The 18,090-nt window shown below is 38.0% G+C and carries 16 protein-coding genes and 1 other RNA gene; 14 read left to right on the forward strand and 3 right to left on the reverse strand.

Annotation, left to right across the window (positions count from 1 at the left end; genetic code table 11):
* Positions 1 to 53: 53 nt before the first annotated feature.
* From LXM54_RS01915 to LXM54_RS01940, 6 genes are all read left to right on the forward strand, one after another.
* On the forward strand, positions 54 to 1,313 hold the full coding sequence (locus LXM54_RS01915; protein WP_233313399.1) for a ribonuclease H-like domain-containing protein: 1,260 nt from the start codon (positions 54 to 56) through the stop codon (positions 1,311 to 1,313).
* Between the two features lie 318 nt (positions 1,314 to 1,631).
* Positions 1,632 to 2,015 carry a CotD family spore coat protein gene (locus tag LXM54_RS27845; RefSeq protein WP_267913266.1) on the forward strand — a complete coding sequence of 128 codons (384 nt, stop codon included), beginning with the start codon at positions 1,632 to 1,634 and terminating at the stop codon, positions 2,013 to 2,015.
* Between the two features lie 241 nt (positions 2,016 to 2,256).
* Complete coding sequence (locus LXM54_RS01925; protein WP_233313400.1) at positions 2,257 to 2,817, forward strand: DUF1273 domain-containing protein; 561 nt, start codon at positions 2,257 to 2,259, stop codon at positions 2,815 to 2,817.
* A gap of 73 nt (positions 2,818 to 2,890) precedes the next feature.
* Positions 2,891 to 3,196, forward strand: coding sequence for a cell division regulator GpsB (gene gpsB / locus LXM54_RS01930; protein WP_233314724.1), 306 nt, complete (start codon positions 2,891 to 2,893; stop codon positions 3,194 to 3,196).
* A gap of 81 nt (positions 3,197 to 3,277) precedes the next feature.
* An RNA gene (rnpB, locus tag LXM54_RS01935) (RNase P RNA component class B) lies at positions 3,278 to 3,661 on the forward strand.
* 182 nt (positions 3,662 to 3,843) lie between these two features.
* Positions 3,844 to 4,977, forward strand: a complete 1,134-nt coding sequence (locus LXM54_RS01940) for a THUMP domain-containing class I SAM-dependent RNA methyltransferase (protein WP_233313401.1) — start codon at positions 3,844 to 3,846, stop codon at positions 4,975 to 4,977.
* Positions 4,978 to 5,314: 337 nt separating this feature from the next.
* Here the strand turns inward: LXM54_RS01940 and LXM54_RS01945 are convergent, their stop codons facing one another.
* On the reverse strand, positions 5,315 to 5,608 hold the full coding sequence (locus tag LXM54_RS01945) for a hypothetical protein (RefSeq protein WP_233313402.1): 294 nt from the start codon (positions 5,606 to 5,608) through the stop codon (positions 5,315 to 5,317).
* A gap of 499 nt (positions 5,609 to 6,107) precedes the next feature.
* On the opposite strand from LXM54_RS01945, the gene LXM54_RS01950 reads away from it, so the two are divergent.
* From LXM54_RS01950 to LXM54_RS01960, 3 genes are all read left to right on the forward strand, one after another.
* Positions 6,108 to 6,275, forward strand: coding sequence for a hypothetical protein (locus tag LXM54_RS01950; RefSeq protein ID WP_233313403.1), 168 nt, complete (start codon positions 6,108 to 6,110; stop codon positions 6,273 to 6,275).
* Between the two features lie 266 nt (positions 6,276 to 6,541).
* Positions 6,542 to 8,461 (forward strand): ATP-dependent DNA helicase, encoded by a 1,920-nt coding sequence (locus LXM54_RS01955; RefSeq protein ID WP_233313404.1) that lies wholly within the window; start codon positions 6,542 to 6,544, stop codon positions 8,459 to 8,461.
* A 151-nt stretch (positions 8,462 to 8,612) separates the two neighbouring features.
* Positions 8,613 to 10,127 carry a carboxypeptidase M32 gene (locus LXM54_RS01960; protein WP_233313406.1) on the forward strand — a complete coding sequence of 505 codons (1,515 nt, stop codon included), beginning with the start codon at positions 8,613 to 8,615 and terminating at the stop codon, positions 10,125 to 10,127.
* A gap of 307 nt (positions 10,128 to 10,434) precedes the next feature.
* Here the strand turns inward: LXM54_RS01960 and LXM54_RS01965 are convergent, their stop codons facing one another.
* Entirely contained in the window at positions 10,435 to 10,887 is a 453-nt protein-coding gene (locus LXM54_RS01965) for a chemotaxis protein CheX (protein ID WP_233313407.1), read from the reverse strand.
* 615 nt (positions 10,888 to 11,502) lie between these two features.
* Here LXM54_RS01965 and LXM54_RS01970 point away from each other — a divergent pair.
* From LXM54_RS01970 to LXM54_RS01980, 3 genes are all read left to right on the forward strand, one after another.
* Positions 11,503 to 15,114 carry a dynamin family protein gene (locus tag LXM54_RS01970; RefSeq protein WP_233313408.1) on the forward strand — a complete coding sequence of 1,204 codons (3,612 nt, stop codon included), beginning with the start codon at positions 11,503 to 11,505 and terminating at the stop codon, positions 15,112 to 15,114.
* A 14-nt stretch (positions 15,115 to 15,128) separates the two neighbouring features.
* Positions 15,129 to 15,965 (forward strand): sulfurtransferase, encoded by an 837-nt coding sequence (locus tag LXM54_RS01975; RefSeq protein ID WP_233313409.1) that lies wholly within the window; start codon positions 15,129 to 15,131, stop codon positions 15,963 to 15,965.
* Between the two features lie 176 nt (positions 15,966 to 16,141).
* Positions 16,142 to 16,996, forward strand: coding sequence for a 5'-3' exonuclease (locus LXM54_RS01980; protein ID WP_233314725.1), 855 nt, complete (start codon positions 16,142 to 16,144; stop codon positions 16,994 to 16,996).
* A gap of 38 nt (positions 16,997 to 17,034) precedes the next feature.
* On the opposite strand, the gene sspL is transcribed toward LXM54_RS01980, so the two are convergent.
* On the reverse strand, positions 17,035 to 17,166 hold the full coding sequence (sspL, locus tag LXM54_RS01985; protein WP_233313411.1) for a small, acid-soluble spore protein L: 132 nt from the start codon (positions 17,164 to 17,166) through the stop codon (positions 17,035 to 17,037).
* A 119-nt stretch (positions 17,167 to 17,285) separates the two neighbouring features.
* Here sspL and LXM54_RS01990 point away from each other — a divergent pair, with 119 nt between their 5' ends.
* Both LXM54_RS01990 and LXM54_RS01995 read left to right on the forward strand, forming a co-directional pair.
* Positions 17,286 to 17,780: a divergent PAP2 family protein gene (locus LXM54_RS01990; RefSeq protein ID WP_233313412.1), complete on the forward strand. Its 495-nt coding sequence runs from the start codon at positions 17,286 to 17,288 to the stop codon at positions 17,778 to 17,780.
* Positions 17,781 to 17,808: 28 nt separating this feature from the next.
* Entirely contained in the window at positions 17,809 to 18,078 is a 270-nt protein-coding gene (locus LXM54_RS01995; protein WP_233313413.1) for a DUF6123 family protein, read from the forward strand.
* The last annotated feature ends 12 nt before the right edge of the window (positions 18,079 to 18,090 follow it).

Genomic DNA, 18,090 nt, shown 5'->3' on the forward strand with positions numbered 1-18,090 from the left:
TGTCCGTTTACTTTTTTTATGTTTCATTATGCTTTTAAATTAGGAGATTGCTCATGTCTATAAAAAATAAATTGCAACGCTTAAAACCACATTTAACTAGCGGAACAAGCAGTGAAAAAAGGCTCCCTGAAACAAAAAGCCAAGCTGAAATACCGTTCATGGATGTATGGACTAATGAAAATGTTGCGCCGTATTGGGTCGATGATAATTACTGCCTTATTCGCGAGGTTCGATATCCGCTTGAGTATAAACATGGTAATTATGCCTTTCGTGATTTTTTAGGAGCTGTCAGTGAATGGAATAACACAAATAATGCTCATCCCTTATCTGCAAAAGGTCATCAGGCCGAAGACTTGTTCTTCTTTGATACAGAAACAACTGGTTTAGGGGGAGGTACTGGCAATACCATCTTTATTCTCGGTTATGCCAGAGTGCAAGGGGATGAAATTGTCCTTAAGCAGCATATTTTGCCAAATCCAGGTTCTGAAGTGCCGCTGTTTAAAAGCTTTCTGGAAAATGTTGATTATACAACACTAGTTACTTATAATGGCAAAGCCTTTGATTGGCCGCAAGTGAAGACAAGACATGTATTTGTAAGAGAGCATGTGCCGAAGCTTCCGGAATTTGGCCACTTTGATTTATATCATGCTGCTAGAAGAATGTGGAAGCATCGGTTGGAAAGAGCGAAGCTATCCATTGTGGAGCAGGATGTACTCGGTGTCGAAAGGCAAGATGATATCCCTGGATTTCTCGCGCCGATGATTTACTTTGATTTTGTGGAAAGAAAAAACCCAGAAGGGATGCTTGGAATTTTAAAGCATAATGAAATCGACATTCTTTCCCTTATTACCCTCTATACGCATTTAAGCTTTCAGTTATTGCAAAAGGATGAGTCTATGTCAGCAAGAGAAACATATGAGGTAGGCAGATGGTACGCTTCTCTTGGAGAAAGCACACAGGCAGTTGAAAGTCTGAAAACGATTATGGATGGCAATGAGGAAGAGAATCTACTGGCTCAATTTGTGCTGGCAAAGCAATACAAAAAAGACAAAAATGATGATGCAGCACAAACCCTCTGGGAAAATATTATTAAAGCAGAAGGCAAAATAGATGAAAAAGTAGTTTATGAGTCTTATATAGAGGCTGCAAAGCTTTATGAACATAAATTAAAAGAATATAAAAAGGCATTAGAATATACAACCCGTGCCCATAAATTGATAGAAGGCACGAAAATTGCTGAAAATACACGAATTATGACAGATGTTTATAAGAGGAAAAACCGTTTGTGTAAGAAAATGGGTATATTAGCCTAATTAGAAATTGAAAAAGCCACTATTTACCTTGTTGTCTAGCAGCCCCATTCCTATTAAAATAAGATAAGATTAAAGTTTATCCTATTTTATGAGTTATTGGAGTGTGCATGTTGTATAAAGTTGTAATGTTCATGTTTTTTGTCGTCGTTTGCCTGACAGCCATTTTATTTTCATCTTTAAAAGAAAATTTATACGCATTATTATAAGCTTTAAAAAGAGTGGAAATTTAGGTGTTTGTATTAGTACAAGATTACCTCTCCCAACATAAGTTGTTACTGTAAGATAATAAAACTTAAAGAATGGAGAGGAGATTTTAATATGCATTGCAAACCTAATGTACTGCCTGCTGTTGTACACCCAACGAAATGCTGTGTAAATAACACGTTCCAAAACAATATTGTTCCTCATATTCACCCATCCCATACAACGACGGTAAATCACGTGAATTATGAGCATCAGCATTATTTCCCGCACACACAATCTGTTCAGAATGTGGTGACAAATACGCAAGCAAATATGGGGCCAGCGCCAGTTCCGTTTCCGGTGCCTCAACAACCTGCACAACCTGGTGGCGTACCATTTACAGCTACTGGATTAGCTTATCCTGGAGCAGCGCCAGGAGGACCAGGTGGATTCCCAGGTGGCCAAGGCGGTTTTCCAGGAGGACCAGGTGGTTTCCCAGGCGGTTTTCCTAGAAGATAATAATTATTAATAATCCGTGGCTGCCGATTCCTTACTCGGCAGCCATTTGATATGAAGTGAGGGAAAAAAATTTCTCTTTTTGCCAAAAATGCTTATAATGTTTCTTAAGGAAGGTTAAGGTTATTTTTTTACAATATTTTGCAAATAAAAAGGTCATTTTTTAAAAGGAACAGAAATAGATTAGTTAAGGTTAAACATGAACTGAAAAAATAAGAAGTTTATAGGCAAGGGAATGGACAAAATGAAAGTAGCTGCTATTTCAGGATATAAGCCATTCGAAATTGGTCTGTTTAAAAAAAATGACCCTGCTGTAGAATACATAAAAAAAGCGATAAGAAAAGAACTGGAACAATTGCTTGAGGAGGGCCTTGAATGGGTGCTCATCAGCGGTCAGTTGGGAACAGAGCTTTGGGCGGCGGAGGTCGTCTATGATTTGCAGTTAAATGGTCATCCTGAACTAAAGCTTGGAGTAGTCACCCCATTTTTAAATCAGGAGCAAAGCTGGAAGGAAGAAAATAAAGAATGGTATGAAGAAATATTGATGCAGGCAGACTATGTCGACTCTGTATCAAAAAAAGAATACGAAAGTCCGAACCAGTTTCGGATGAAAAATGTATTTCTTTTGCAAAAAAGCGATGCATTACTGCTGTTTTATGATACAGAAAAAACGGGAAACCCTAAATATTTATACGAACTTGCAGTACAATATAAGGAAAGAAATGATTACGACATTCGATTAATCAGTTTTTATGATCTGCAGGCAATTGTGGAGGAAGAAGAATTTAATAAAGACTTCTTCTAGAAAAATTGACAAATCGCTAAATGTCTGGAAAAATTAATTTAATACGGCAATTGACTGAGGTGAGCGGAATATGATGCTATCAGATAAGATTAAGTTAACGGCAAAAGATATTCTCGAGAAGGAATTTAAAACGGCAATGCGAGGATATAAACCAGAAGAAGTAGACCAATTTTTAGACTTGGTTATAAAGGATTATGAAACATTACATCAAGAAATTGAAGAGCTGCAGCAGGAGAATATGCGCTTAAAAAGACAGGTTGACGAAAGTTCCAAAAGACCGCAGGCGCCAACAACTACTGCGGGCACAACTAACTTTGATATTTTAAAAAGACTTTCCAATCTGGAAAAGCATGTATTTGGAAGCAAGCTATATGATTGATTTGAAATGAATTAGAAAATCCAGAATCTGCTATTGCTATTATCAGCTGGACATACTATAATAGCAAATGTATCAATAACAACGCTTTGGTAATCGCTGCAAACATTGTTTGTAGAGGAAAGTCCATGCTCGCACAGGCTGAGATGCCTGTAGTGTTCGTGCCTAGCCAAAAAATAAGCTAGGGCAGCATATTTTATGCTGACGGCAGGGAAAATGCCTAAGTCCTTATAGGATATGGCATGAATACCTTGAAAGTGCCACAGTGACGGAGCCTTTTCAGAAATGAAAAGGGTGGAACGAGGTAAACCCCGCGAGCGAGAAACCCAAATTTTGGTAGGGGAACTTTCTCTGAGGAACTAAACGAGGAGAAGGACAGATTTATAATCTGTAGATAGATGATTACCGCCTTTATACGAGGCCTTTAAGGTCGTTACAGTACAAAGGAACAGAACATGGCTTATAAAGCGTTAATGTTGATTACATTATGATGATAAAAATAGCACAAGGTGACTCTGATGTTTACTCTGTTTCAATCAGGTAAACATAAGGTCATCTTTTTATTTGAAGATAAATGATAATGGCAGATGCCAAATGGACATAATAAGTGATATACATAATTAGTTATTTTTTAGAAAATAGGTGAAAGTATGAAAAAATATTCATTGGTTGCAACAGCTGCAATGGGGCTGGAGGCAATTGTAGCGAAAGAGGTTAGAGATCTTGGCTACGAGTGTACGGTAGATAACGGCAAAGTGCATTTCAAAGGTGATGAAAAAGCAATCGCAAGAAGCAATATGTGGCTGCGGACAGCAGACCGAGTTAAAATTGTTGTCGGCGAGTTTAAGGCAACTACCTTTGATGAATTGTTTGAAAAGACAAAGGCATTGAACTGGCATGACTATCTTCCTGTAAACGCTCAATTTCCAGTAGCAGGAAAATCAGTAAAATCAAAACTTTTCAGTGTTTCAGACTGTCAGGCAATCGTCAAAAAAGCGATTGTTCAATCTTTGAGTACACATTATAAAAAAACAGGCTGGCTTGAAGAAAATGGCCCACTGTTCAAACTAGAAGTCAGTATATTAAAAGATGTAGCTACATTAACAATAGATACATCTGGGCACGGACTACACCGCAGAGGCTACCGGACTGGACAAGGAGAAGCGCCAATTAAAGAAACACTTGCAGCAGCCTTGATACAGCTAACAAACTGGACACCAGACCGTCCATTTGTCGATCCATTCTGCGGATCTGGCACGATTCCGATAGAAGCAGCCTTAATCGGGCAGAATATCGCTCCTGGCTTTAACCGTGAGTTCTTATCCGAGGAATGGGATTGGATGAGCGCAAAGCTATGGGATGAAGTGAGAATGGAAGCAGAAGACTTGGCAAACTATGATCAGCCTCTTGACATAACAGGCACTGACATTGACCATAAAATGGTCAAAATCGCCGAGGAAAATGCTTTTGAGGCTGGACTTGGTGATTTAGTCCAATTCAAGCAAATGCAAGTAAGAGACTTTACAACACCTAAGGAAAATGGTGTAATTGTTGGCAACCCTCCGTATGGAGAGCGTTTAGGCGACAAGCCATCAGTGCAAAGGATGTACCGTGAAATGGGACAAGCATTCGAACCGCTTGAAACATGGTCCATTTACATGCTGACATCAGATGAAGAATTTGAAGAACAATACGGCAAAAAAGCAACGAAGAAGCGCAAGCTCTTCAACGGCTTCATCAAAACAGATTATTATCAGTACTGGGGCAGAAGAAAACGGGATTAACCTTTATATATTAAGGGTCCTAAAGAGTTATTAATTAGTGTGGGAACTTTCTGCATGAATTAACCATATATAGGAGGAATTTGGGCTTATTCTTGACTTGCTGTACTATACAACATATTTCAAATGTGGCAGACATTAAACTGTTAAATAAAATGATATGTATTCGTACAGCGAAGAAGGGAATAAGCCTTGTTCGTAAAAATAAATATTAAAGAGTAGTTTTATAAGCGTATTTGGTATTTTTCATTCTCTTCTTATTATAAATCAATAAAAAAAACGGCTAATGATAGCCGTTCATAACTACACTTTAAAATAGGCATAGTCTTTAATATTTATATTATTTACTTAACGTAGGTAAATATTTTTTATCCAGTTTATCCGCAATATTAGCTAAGAACTTCTGAACTGTCATATTTTCCACTGCTTTTGTGTACCAAGATAGCTTGGAACCATAGTCTTTCCCATCATAATACACACTGCGTGGCGTATAGCTTTTCAGCTTAGGTGTTTCCGTGTAATCAAAATCGATAATTAAAAACTTACCTTCAAGTGTTTCAAGTTTAACACCATATCTAGGACGTATATAGTCCGTATTGTACTTTGTCCCTATAATTTTAGCTTTAGTTTTCATTTTGATCTCCTTTTTCGGTATTAACACCTACCACAAGTAATAGTAGAGATACAAGTAATTTACTAAAATTATTTAAAGTGCTTACGGATAAGCATACCACATTAAATTAAATAAGTACATTTAAGGTGAAACATGGTTATTATGGTAAAGATAATAGGAAGCCCTTTAAGCATCCTAAACCATTATTAGAAATGTCTATTAACATAACTTCTTTGTTGCAGGTATTAAACCTGAAAAATTAGATTTTAATAGTATTTGTTTACACCTCTATAAAACCATAATATAATATGAAGGAATTGGGAAGCAGATAATCGGGTTGAACTGGTAAAAAGCCCACATTTCGATCAAAAACTAACAAAGAGCAGTCAACGGCTTCATCAAGTAGTACTGGGGCAGAAGAAAACGATAATCAGCATAAAAGAGACAAACCAAAAGCGTATAAAATCCCTTCAACATGTGTATATATAAGTCTATATAGTTTTGTGTGGAGGGATTTATAATGATGGACAATACGATCGATTATGAAAAAATTTTGCATGCCATTAACCAGTCATTAGACATAGTTAAAAATGAAGATATCGAAGAAGATTTGCTTCAAACTTATATAGATGCACAGCAATCCGTTAAGCAGGCAATGAATTTTTCGTTATCAAACAGCATCAAGTAGGAATAACTTGATGCTGTCTTTTCTTTTTTTGTGAGGCTCTTTTCATACTAGAGCAATAAGTTAAGAGGGGGCCTAGCTTGCGGTTGGCGGCCCTCTTTTCTCTTGCATGTTTATTTGGAATTGCCTATTATAAATAAATGCATTCATTTCGATAAGCGTAAGTTTTTAATAGAGGCAAACTTCTTCAAGCCTTGGCATAATAATTTTAGAAATTTCCTTTTAGTCAAGTGAGGAGTGTCTCGTATTTCATTTTATGGAGGGGTATCATGCAAAACAGCATGCCATTTGAGGTTTCAAAAACAGAATCATTTTACGATAAATTAGGGGAATGGATTGGGGATGTTTTTTATGACATCCTTCCAGAGGCCGGCTATGAGCTTCGCGATGAGCAAGTGTTTATGGCTTATCAGCTTGAAAAGGCGTTCAAGGAGAAAAAGACAATATTTGCAGAGGCTGGCGTTGGCACAGGCAAAACCTTTGTGTATTTACTGTACAGCATTTGCTATGCTCGATATGTGAACAAGCCTGCTATCATCGCATGCTCTGATGAAACGTTAATCGAACAGCTTGTTAAAAAGGAAGGCGATATCGCCAAACTGGAGCAGGCATTAGGACTGAAAATTGATGTCCGTCTGGCGAAGTCAAGAAACCAATATCTTTGCTTGAACAAGCTAGATCAAAAAATAACGTTTGAGGACACGTATAATTCTATTTATGATACATTACCTGACTTTGTTCACGGCAGTGGTTCACTCCAGTCATTTGCGCCATACGGGGACAGAAAGGATTACCCTGACTTGACAGATGAAGATTGGGGCGGCGTGGCATGGGATTCCATGCAGGATTGCTTCACATGCGATAAGCGCCACCGTTGTGGCCAAACTTTGCATAGAGATTACTATCGTAATGCCAAGGATTTAATCATCTGCTCTCATGATTTTTACATGGAGCATATTTGGACAAAGGAATCAAGAAAAAGAGAAGGTCAATTGCCACTGTTGCCAGATAGCGCCTGTGTCGTATTTGACGAGGGTCATCTGTTGGAATATGCAGCCCAAAAAGCATTGACATACCGCTTGACAGAACAAAATTTGGAAAAGCTACTTACTAAGCTGCTTGCCAATGATGTCAGAGAAAAAACATTAAATATTATAGAAGATACAATCTATCAAAACGAGCAATTTTTTGCTGCATTAACGAATGCTTCTTTTGAAACAGAAGGTTCGGACAAGCAGGAAATCAAAAAGACTGATACTGTTATGAAAGAAGGCCGAAGACTTGCAGGTCTAATCTCTGATTTGGAGGAAGAACTAGTCTTTGAAAGTGAGATGTATGTTATTAACGAGTATGATTTGAAAGTAGTAGAAGAATACTTGGAGCAAATCTCTCATTCCCTGCACTTATTCTTAAGAGAAATGAACGGTATTATTTGGTTTGAAGAGCATGACGGAGAGCGGACACTTGTAATTATGCCAAGACTTGTACAAGATATTATGAAGGAAGATGTTTTCAGCCAAAACAAGCCGATTATCTTCTCGTCTGCAACATTATCGGATAACAAGTCATTTGAATATATGGCAAACAGCTTAGGAGCTAAAGAGTTCTTATCCTTCTCTGTGGAGTCTCCGTTTGATTATGACGAAAACATGAATGTAATCATGACAGAATATAATCATGATGATACAGATTTGAAGAAAGATTATGTAATCGAGAAGCTAGTTGCCGCTGGCGGAAGATCGCTTGTGCTGTTTAACAGCAAGGAAGACTTAGCGAAGTTTAAGACAGCCTTGCCAAAGGATTTCACCCTTCCGATTTATTTTGAAGGAGAAGGAGAAATCAGCGGCCTTGTTTCTAAATTCCAAAATGAAGAAGAGTCTATATTATGTGCTGTTAACTTATGGGAAGGTCTGGATGTGCCAGGAAGTTCATTAGAGAATGTATTTGTTTACTCCTTACCATTCCCTCCAAATGACCCTGTTTATAAATCAAAGCGTGAAAATGCAGCAGATCCATTTACAGAAGTAGATTTGCCATATATGATTCTTCGCTTAAGACAGGGAATTGGACGATTAATCCGTACAAATGAGGACAGCGGTCATATCCATATCCTTATGGACAAAGAAGAGCAGAAGCAAGTGAAAGATGCAGTAGTTGCAGCGTTGCCGGTAGAACCTGCATATATATAAATACTTTAAGCAGTTCTTGAAAAAAGAACTGCTTTTTTATATTTATACATAAGCATCCCTTATATTCCTCGAAAGAAAAATATGGTAAGATAGTTTTCAGAAAACGCTTTGAATAAAATCAGAGGGCTTCAGATAAGGAGGAGAAGTAAATTTGAGCAATATTAAAGAAATAGAACAGGATTTTTTAGCCTATATAAAAAAAATTGGTGCATACAACGAGGCCTTGGCCCTCATTTATTGGGATTTGCGCACAGGCGCACCTAAAAAGGGTGTTGATCAGCGCACAGAGGTAGTCGGCACATTGTCTGCAGAAGCATTTAATTTGTCTGTTTCGCAAGAGCTAGAACAATATTTAAATCAATTATCTGATGCAAGTGTTCAAGATGAGTTATCTTATGTCACGAAAAAAACAGTGGAAGAAATGAAGAAGGAATTTGACCGGAACAAAAAGATTCCTCCGAGTGAATTTAAAGAATATGTGATGCTTCAATCGAAAGCAGAAAGCGTTTGGGAAGAGGCGAAAGAAAAGTCAGATTTTTCTTTATTTGAGCCTTACTTGGAAAAATTAGTAGCAACAACTAAAAAATTCATCGATTATTGGGGCTATGACAGCACGCCATATGATGTTCTTCTTGATATGTATGAGCCAGGTATTACAGTACATATATTAGACGAAGTTTTCGCTGAGTTAAGAGAAAAAATTGTGCCTCTCGTACAAAAAATTGCCAAGTCACAGCACAAACCAGAAACAAGCTTTTTGTTCGCTCACTTTCCAAAAGACAAACAGCATGGGTTTAGCCTTGAGCTGTTAAAGCAAATTGGCTATGATTTTGATGCAGGCCGCCTGGATGAAACGGTTCATCCTTTTGCTACAGGCATAAACCCAGGAGATGTGCGCATAACGACTAAATATGTGGAATCAGATTTTCGGGTAGCTGTGTTTGGAACTGTGCACGAAGTTGGGCATGCACTGTATGAGCAAAATATTTCGGAGGAACTTGTCGGAACACCGCTTAGTACAGGAACTTCGATGGGTATCCATGAGTCACAATCTTTATTCTATGAAAACTTTGTCGGACGAAACGCTTCGTTTTGGAAGAAAAATTATTCCTTGCTGAAGGAATATGCAGACGGCCAGTTTGATCAAGTTGATGTAGAAGACTATTATCGTGCAATCAATGAATCGAAGCCATCACTTATTCGGATTGAAGCAGATGAATTAACATATCCACTGCATATTATCATTCGCTACGAGATAGAGAAGGCCTTGTTTAACGGTGAACTGAAAGTAGCAGATCTTCCGAAAGTGTGGAATGAGAAATACAAGTCATATTTAGGAATTGAGCCAAAAAATGACGGGGAAGGAGTGCTGCAGGATGTCCATTGGGCAGGCGGAAGCTTCGGATATTTTCCATCGTATGCCTTAGGTTATATGTATGCAGCTCAATTTAAAGAAACACTTCTCCAAGATCTTCCTAACTTTGACGAGCTTTTAGAAAGAGGCGAGCTTGAGCCGATTAAGCAATGGTTCAAAGAAAAAGTTCATCAGTTCGGAAAAACAAAAAAACCGCTTGAAATTTTAAATGATGTAACAGGCGAAGGGCTAAACGCACAGTATTTAATACAATATCTTTATGACAAGTACTCAAATGTTTATAAGCTGTAAACAAAAAAGAGCAAGGAATATTTCCTTGCTCTTTCCTCTATTTTAAAGGGAAAGTATGCTTGCATGCACGAAAAGCGCTGTTTATAAATATACTGTTAGAGATAATAAACTGGATGTGATAATTGATGGAACATTATTATTGCAAGCACTGCCTCATTCTTTATAAAGAGAGCACTATATGCCCTCATTGCGGAATGAAGGTTGAGAACAAGATTAAGATAGAGGTGCAAAGCCAGAAGGAAAATGAGTGAATTACTGTAATAACAAAGAGTTGACTAGTAATTGCCATCTCTTTGTTATCGAAAACTTACACTTCAAGCATTAAAATGATGTGAATAGTGCCTGTGTCAGCAAGTGTCACTTTTAAACTAAGGGCCTTGTCAAAGCCATACATTTTCGTTTCTCCCACCAACACGGTCGGAGGAGTTATATCCATAGCAATCCCATTTTTAGAAACAAATGTAGTAAGATTTCCAGCGATCATATTGCCAAGCTCTCCAGAGAAAGAATCAAGCATTTCTCCTTCCAGCACCATTCCAAACATCGCTTCGCCAATCTTTCCGAATACTTCCTGGTTTCCATCTATAATGACTCTTCCACGGAAATCACCTGTTAAACCGATTAAAACACCTAATGATTTTTGCTGGTAAGGTGCCGTGATTAAAGTAGGTTTATCAATACTTAATTCAAAGGGGATTACGTTTTTAACTGATTCAATAGTCCCGTTTAATATTTCTGTTGCACTTCGCGTGATTGTCACAATTCATTCCCCCATACTGTAGTTAACAACATCTTATCATAGTTTAAATAAAATTTGGATAAGTAAATTTGGAATTTACGGAAAAAATAGCGTGGTTATATTTTCCTAACTAATATAGGCTTATACTCCTGCTTGTTTTCACGAGTACTGGATACTATTTACAATGAAATTTCAAAGCAGGCATTTTATAATAAAGATGCACAGCAACATCCTTCAAAACATTTCATTCCTCTTTTTAGAGGAATTTTTTTATATTGTAAAAAAAACAATGTCCTCCATATTGAAAATGATTATCATTAATGTTAAAATGTAACTGAATTTGAAAATCGCTCTCATTTAGAAAAGAGGTGTTCAACTATGATCGCAGTTCTTATTGCTGCTGCAGCAGTCGGTTACTTATCTGTTATGAAATATGTTCTGAAAAACGTATCCCCATCTGCTCACTCAAAATAAATACATATTTGCTTTGCAGTTATTTTTTCTCCGATATGCTAGTTTTATTCGCAAATTTCCTCAAATTTTCTCGGTTTATGTGTAAAATTCAAAATATTTTCTTTATTCCAATGTTGAAAATGGTTAAAATGAAACTAATCACCAAAGTAAAAGGAGTTAATCATGCTTCCTACAACCATTTTTCAACTAAACCACCTCACTGAATTTTATCAATTTCTTGCTAGTTATAATGATCCTGCAGCTAGCAAAAAGGTAAAGGATTTAATTAATAAGATCCATGAAGGAGATTTTATTTTTACCTTTTGCGGCCATTATTCTGCCGGCAAATCAAGTTTAATAAATGAACTTATGGGCAAGAGTCTTTTACCGAGCAGTCCTATTCCCACTACAGCTCATAAAATCAAGGTAAAACATGGAGCAGACTCTGTTAGAGTTGATTTCACAGAAGGCTCGCCTCTGTTATTTCCCAATTGCACAGACTTAAAATTAGTGGACAGCCAATTGAATAACAAGGAGTTAATTAATGGTGTTGCCTTAAATGTAAGCGATATCGAATTATCAGCCAATATCGTCTTTGTCGACACACCGGGAATTGACAGTATTGATAAAGCTCATATGCTTGCAGCAGAATCAAGCATCCATCTGTCAGATGTTCTCTTTTATGTCGTAGAATATAATCATGTTCAGTCTGAAATTAATATCGAATTTACGAAACAGCTTGTAGACAGCGGGAAAAGTTTTGTTTTAATTATCAATCAGATTGATAAGCACCGAGAAGAAGAAATCTCTTTTGAAGCATTTAAGCAAAGTGTAGAGCATGCTTTTATATCTAGTGGGGCAGTGCCTGAGAAGATATTCTACACTTCCATCAAAGACATGGACAAAAATAAAAATGAAATAAGCATGCTGAAACAATATATAGCAGAGAAAATAGCAAATAAACATTCCTTAGCAGAAGCCTCTGCAGATCAATCGTTTTTAAAAATAAAAACAGACCACAGCAATACAATGACAAGACGGAAAAAGAAAAACCTGGAAGCAGCAAGCCTGCCTCTTGCGGCAATAAGCGAGGAGCAAATAGAAAAATTAGAGCTTGAAATGGAGAATCTTAACCTGAAGCTTCAACGTCTAGTCAGTCGTAAGGAGCAGCAGGCAGAGTGGGAAGCTGAGTTTCTTTCTATTATAAAAAATGCGTATATTATGCCTTATGCAAATAGAGAGCTTGCAGAAAGCTACTTGAATTCCAAAGATAAGAAATTTAAGCTTGGACTTTTCTCCAGCAAACAAAAAATCAAAAACGAACAGGAAAAAAGATTATCAGAATTTCATGGAGTTTTGGTTAAAACAGTCCAGTTACAGCTGCTCGGCCCAATGACAGAATTTTTTAGTTCTATTGCCGGAAAAGTGGGCGGTGATGCAGGTGCATTTAAAGAGCAATATATGACAGAATCTATGTTTATTTTGGAAATGACAGCTCTGCAATCACTTGTGAACCCAAATGCACAAATGTCAGAAACATATTTGCTCCGCTATTGTGAAGAGGTCGAAGATTACATAAAAAGCAATGTAAAAAAAGAAGCGATTAAGCTGTTTTCTATCTTAGTAAGCGAGCAGGATGAGCTCACAAAACAAGAGGAGCTTGCCTTGGCAGAACAACAGCAAAACCTCGAAACCTTACTAGAAGCAAAACAGAAAATTGCTGAAATAAACACAAGCTGGGATACATGGAAAAACCGCTTGACAGAACTGATGGAGGAGCGGCGAGAAGATAAAGAGCCTCATTATTTGCAGCTGATTGAAAAGCCAGCAGAGCCGATTGTCCAGCAAATAAATCCTGTCAATGCAGCACAACCGACTCAAAGAAAAAGACAGGCGGAAGTCCGGCCTAAAACAGAAACAGTATTAACGAAGCCGGAGGAAATGATAGAACAGCTTGCATTTGTTTCTGAAGCATTAACAGGATTAACAGGTTTTAAGGAGGTTGTCCGCAATCTAGAGCGAAGAGCAGATACCATTCGCAATAAACAATATACCATCTGCTTATTCGGTGCTTTCTCTGCAGGGAAATCGTCATTTGCTAATGCCTTGCTTGGACATCCTTTACTGCCAGTGTCGCCTAATCCGATGACAGCAGCCATTAACCGCATCCTCCCTGTTGATAGAAACAATCAGCATGGTAAAATGGTTGTCTTTTGGAAAAGCGAGAGTGAGATATTAGGTGAGCTTCAAGATTATCTGCAAGTGTTTCATGAAAAAGCCGAGTCTTTGCAAGCAGCTTTGCTTGCCATCGGAAATATCAAAAAAGCAAAATCTCCGTCTTCGGCGAGTCACTTTCGCTATTTAGATGCTTTTTCTGAAGGGTATAAAGCACGTAAAGAATCACTAGGTACGGTCACAACAGAGGATATGAAGAAACTGGAGCACTATGTATCGGTTGAAGCTGTATCTTGCTTTATTGCGAAAATTGATGTGTACTTTGACTGCAGTTTGACAAGAAAAGGCATCGTATTAGTCGATACGCCTGGCGGAGATTCCATTAATACAAGGCATAGTGAGCTAAGCTTTGAATACATGAAGGCAGCTGATTCTATCCTGTACTTATCTTATTATAATCACGCGTTTGCTAAAGCAGATCGGTCCTTTTTGCTTCAATTAGGAAGAATGAAAGATTCTTTTGAGAAGGATAAGATGTTTTTTATTATGAACGCTATTGACTTGGCTAAGGATCAAGAGGAATTAGATCTTGTCTTTGATTATCTTTATGAACAGCTCGAGCATTATGGAATTAGAAATCCGCGTATTTTCCCAGTTTCCAGTCTCTTTAGCGGTGATGAACCATATAAAGGTCAAATGGAACATTTTAAAGCGAGTCTGCTCCAATTCATTGAGGATGAATGGCTTCCATTTATGCTGAAAGCAGCAGAAGCAGACTGTTTAGCTGGCATACATATGTTGGAGGACTTCATCCTGACATCTGAAACAGAGCATGAGAAGCAAAAGGAGCAAATGGAGCGGTGGAAAAGGGAAGAACAAGAACTTCGCTCCCTCCTTGTTCAACAGAAGCATTCTTATTTAAATAAAAAGCTGAAAGCAGAAATAGATGAGCAGGTTCATTACTTAAAACAGAGAATATTCCTGCAGTTCAATGATTGGCTGAAAGAAGCGTTCCACCCTGGCCTGCTTAAAGGCGAAAGCCGAAAACAGGAAGGAGAAAAAGCGTTGGATGATTTCCTTATGCAGCTTAGCCATGAAGTGGAGCAAGAGCTGAGGGCAGTCAATTTACGAAGTGAGAATTACTTTTATGCGCAAAGAAAAGAACTTTTTGAACAGTCGATTAAAAGCATTCGCCAAAAAAATAAAGAAATCATCCTGCAGCTTGATGATACAAAAAGATTGGAAGATGTTTTAACCCATCTGGCTCCATTTAGAACATTTGACAGAGCGCTTTTTAAAAAAGCATTATCTTATTATAAAAACCCGAAAGCTTTCTTTGAAAAAGGAGACAGAAAATACCTTGCCGAAGAAATAAAAACCGTAATCGAAAGCGAAGGCTATACTTTTTTTGAAACAGAAAAAGAGCGGCTATTTAATTATTTTAATGACTGTTTGGAAGAAGAAAAACAAGCAATGGTTCAAACCCTCCACAGACAAATGGAGGAATATTACAGTGGGAAAGCAGAGCTGTTCCAAAACGAAGCAACCCGTATTAACATGAAAAATGCACTGCAAGCAATTAAAGACAGAAATGTATTAACATATGCTAACAGTAGGTAAGGAGGAAAGACCAGATGGAGTTTGTAGTGGAGGCAGATTGGCTTGTGCAAAATTTGTCCAGTCCAAATTTAAGAATTATTGATTGCCGCTTTAGTCTGGCAAATCCTGATGAAGGACAGAAACTGTATGAGTCTGATCATATTCCTGGCAGTCTGTATTTCGACTTGGAAAAAGATTTGTCAGGACCAGTCAAAGAGCATGGGGGCAGACACCCGCTTCCAGATGTGGAGCTGTTCACAGAAAAACTTGCACAGGCAGGTATTAGTAATAATACAACTGTTATCGCCTATGACAACAAAGAAGGTGCATTTGCAGGAAGACTGTGGTGGCTTTTAAACTATATGGGACATAAAAATGTATATATATTAAACGGGGGAATGCAGGCATGGCTCGAGATTGGCGGCCCCATTACAGCAGAGATTCCTGCTTATGAATTATCACATTTTGTTCCTGATGTGAATAGGAGTATGGCAGCAACTTATGAAGAGGTTAAAGCTTTCGTTCGTGAGCCAAGTGATGCGACAGTATTAATTGATTCAAGAGAGCATAAAAGATTTACAGGTGAGATAGAGCCGATTGACAAAAAAAGCGGGCATATCCCGGGTGCAATCAATAAAGTATGGACAGATGGTTTAGTGAATGGAAGATTTAAAGATGCACAGCAGCAAAAGCTGCGCTTCACTGAATTGGACGAAAAAAAGCAGTATATTGTGTATTGTGGATCAGGCATAACCGCAATTCCTAACTATCTTGCGATGAAATCAGCTGGATTTAAAAATGTGTCCCTATATCCGGGCAGCTTCAGTGATTGGATTTCCTATGATGATAACAAGGTTGACGTTTTAAAATAAAAAAAGACCACAAAAAAGGATAGTCGCAGGATTATCCTTTTTTGTGCTCACTTGTCAATGGAAAAACGCACTAGCTTAAATTTGATTGGAATTCTGTTATAATAGAGTAGACTAAATGAATAGGAGCGATCTATTTGAATACAGAAAAACAGCCATCCCTGCTGCTAGTTGATGGAATGGCCCTATTGTTCCGGGCTTACTTTGCAACAGCTGTTACAGGGCAATTTATGATAAATTCAAAGGGGTTACCAACAAATGCAATCCACGGGTTTGTTAAACATTTTTTTACAGCGGTAGACCATTTTAATCCAACACATGTTGCAGTTTGCTGGGATATGGGAAGCAAAACATTTCGGACGGAAATGTATCCTGACTATAAAGCGAACAGATCGGAAGCACCAGTAGAATTGATGCCGCAATTTAATATTGTTAAAGAAGTGGTGGAAAGCTTTGATATTCCCAATATAGGTGTTGTCGGTTTTGAAGCAGATGATTGCATCGGTACAATTGCCAAAAAAATGAAGGGGTCAGCTCATGTAACGATATTAACAGGTGACCAAGATATTCTGCAGCTGCTTGATGATCATATTTCAGTAGCTCTTGTAAAAAAAGGATATGGCAATTATTTAGTGCATACACCAGATAGTTTTTATGAGGAAAAAGGGATTCAGCCTAAGCAGATGATTGACTTGAAGGCATTGATGGGTGATACGAGCGATAATTATCCGGGAGTAAAAGGGATTGGAGAAAAAACAGCTTTGAAACTGCTTCAGAGTCATGCAAGCATAGAAGGAATATTAGAGAATCTTGTTTCACTGACAAAAGGTCAGCGTGCCAAAATTGAAGCAGATTTGGACATGCTCCATCTCAGCAGAACATTGGCAGAAATTAAATGTGATGTGCCAGTGGACTGTCTTCTTGAGGAAAGTCTGTATCAAATCACTCCAGATAAAGCAATTGCCAAGTTCAGAGAATTAGAATTCAAGCATTTTGATCGTCTCGTTCAGAAAAAAGACGAGGCTCTCGCATAAGGAGAATAGTAGCAGGACCGTATGTACGGTCCTGTTTTTTATTTTGTGTTTTTCTTTTTTGCCGCGTTTTCCAGCTTGCTTTTCGGTGCAGGCGTCTGATCAGCATCTTGTCCATAGCCTTGCGGATTTACGCCGCCTGCTGCTGTGCCTCTGTTTCTATCCTTGCTCATGAAATTTCACCCCCTGCTTATGTTGGAATCGACCATTTGGTAATAAATAATCATTTGTAGTATTTGCAGGATGGAATAATCTAAACATATTTCATGAAAACTAATCTTGAGGTGACGATATGAACAAAGGTGTTTACATTGCTTTAACAAGCATCGGATTGGCTCAATTTTTGAAAATTCCCATTCATTATGTAAAAACAAAAAAATGGGATAACCGCCTGTTTTTCCAAACTGGCGGAATGCCGAGCTCCCATTCTGCTGGAGTATCATCCTTAACGACGTTTATTGCATTAAGACGAGGCGTGCCGACCATTGATTTTGCCTTATCACTTGTATACGGGCTAATTGTTATGTATGACGCACAAGGAATCAGGCGCCAGACTGGAGAGCTGACACTGAAAGTCAATGACTTGGGAGACTTGATGGAAAAGCTGAAAACAGATGAAAAGGTTCCATTTGAGGAAAAGCAGCCGCAACGCTTAAAAGAAATGCTTGGCCATCAGCCAGAGGAAGTGGTTGGAGGCGCTCTACTGGGCGTTTTGATGGGAACATTAGGGCATATAGTACTAAAAAAAGATAGAAATATGTCGAAGAATAAAGTAACATGGAAATAAGATGAAATTCGGGAGGATTGGGCGAAAGGTGAAGACAGTTGAAGAGTATTTGCTGTTTTTAGAAAGCAAAGGCTTTTCGTTCGGGGAAGATGCGGTTGGCTTTATTTACTTCGGAAAAGCTTATACAAATGCAGCAGATGAGTTAATTAACACAGCTATTGAATGCACCCTTAAAATCCAGAAGCATTTTGATGGCAGCTTTTATATGTCACTTCTAGAACGCTTTGTAAAAGCGCAGGTGACAACAAGAAAAGAAGCATTAACATACTTGAAGGATGAACAGCTATTCCCCCTATAATAGGGGGTTTTT

This window comes from Bacillus sp. Au-Bac7 (assembly GCF_021341655.1).
Taxonomy (GTDB): domain Bacteria; phylum Bacillota; class Bacilli; order Bacillales; family Cytobacillaceae; genus Niallia.

Coding starts and splice junctions, on each gene's coding strand:
- LXM54_RS01940 (WP_233313401.1), top strand. CDS start 3,844: ATGAAAAAATATTCATTGGTTGCAACAGCTGCAATGGGGCTGGAGGCA.
- LXM54_RS01970 (WP_233313408.1), top strand. CDS start 11,503: ATGCTTCCTACAACCATTTTTCAACTAAACCACCTCACTGAATTTTAT.
- LXM54_RS01980 (WP_233314725.1), top strand. CDS start 16,142: ATGGCCCTATTGTTCCGGGCTTACTTTGCAACAGCTGTTACAGGGCAA.
- LXM54_RS01955 (WP_233313404.1), top strand. CDS start 6,542: ATGCAAAACAGCATGCCATTTGAGGTTTCAAAAACAGAATCATTTTAC.
- gpsB (WP_233314724.1), top strand. CDS start 2,891: ATGCTATCAGATAAGATTAAGTTAACGGCAAAAGATATTCTCGAGAAG.
- LXM54_RS01950 (WP_233313403.1), top strand. CDS start 6,108: ATGATGGACAATACGATCGATTATGAAAAAATTTTGCATGCCATTAAC.
- LXM54_RS01925 (WP_233313400.1), top strand. CDS start 2,257: ATGAAAGTAGCTGCTATTTCAGGATATAAGCCATTCGAAATTGGTCTG.
- LXM54_RS27845 (WP_267913266.1), top strand. CDS start 1,632: ATGCATTGCAAACCTAATGTACTGCCTGCTGTTGTACACCCAACGAAA.
- LXM54_RS01945 (WP_233313402.1), bottom strand. CDS start 5,608: ATGAAAACTAAAGCTAAAATTATAGGGACAAAGTACAATACGGACTAT.
- LXM54_RS01990 (WP_233313412.1), top strand. CDS start 17,286: ATGAACAAAGGTGTTTACATTGCTTTAACAAGCATCGGATTGGCTCAA.
- sspL (WP_233313411.1), bottom strand. CDS start 17,166: ATGAGCAAGGATAGAAACAGAGGCACAGCAGCAGGCGGCGTAAATCCG.
- LXM54_RS01915 (WP_233313399.1), top strand. CDS start 54: ATGTCTATAAAAAATAAATTGCAACGCTTAAAACCACATTTAACTAGC.
- LXM54_RS01975 (WP_233313409.1), top strand. CDS start 15,129: ATGGAGTTTGTAGTGGAGGCAGATTGGCTTGTGCAAAATTTGTCCAGT.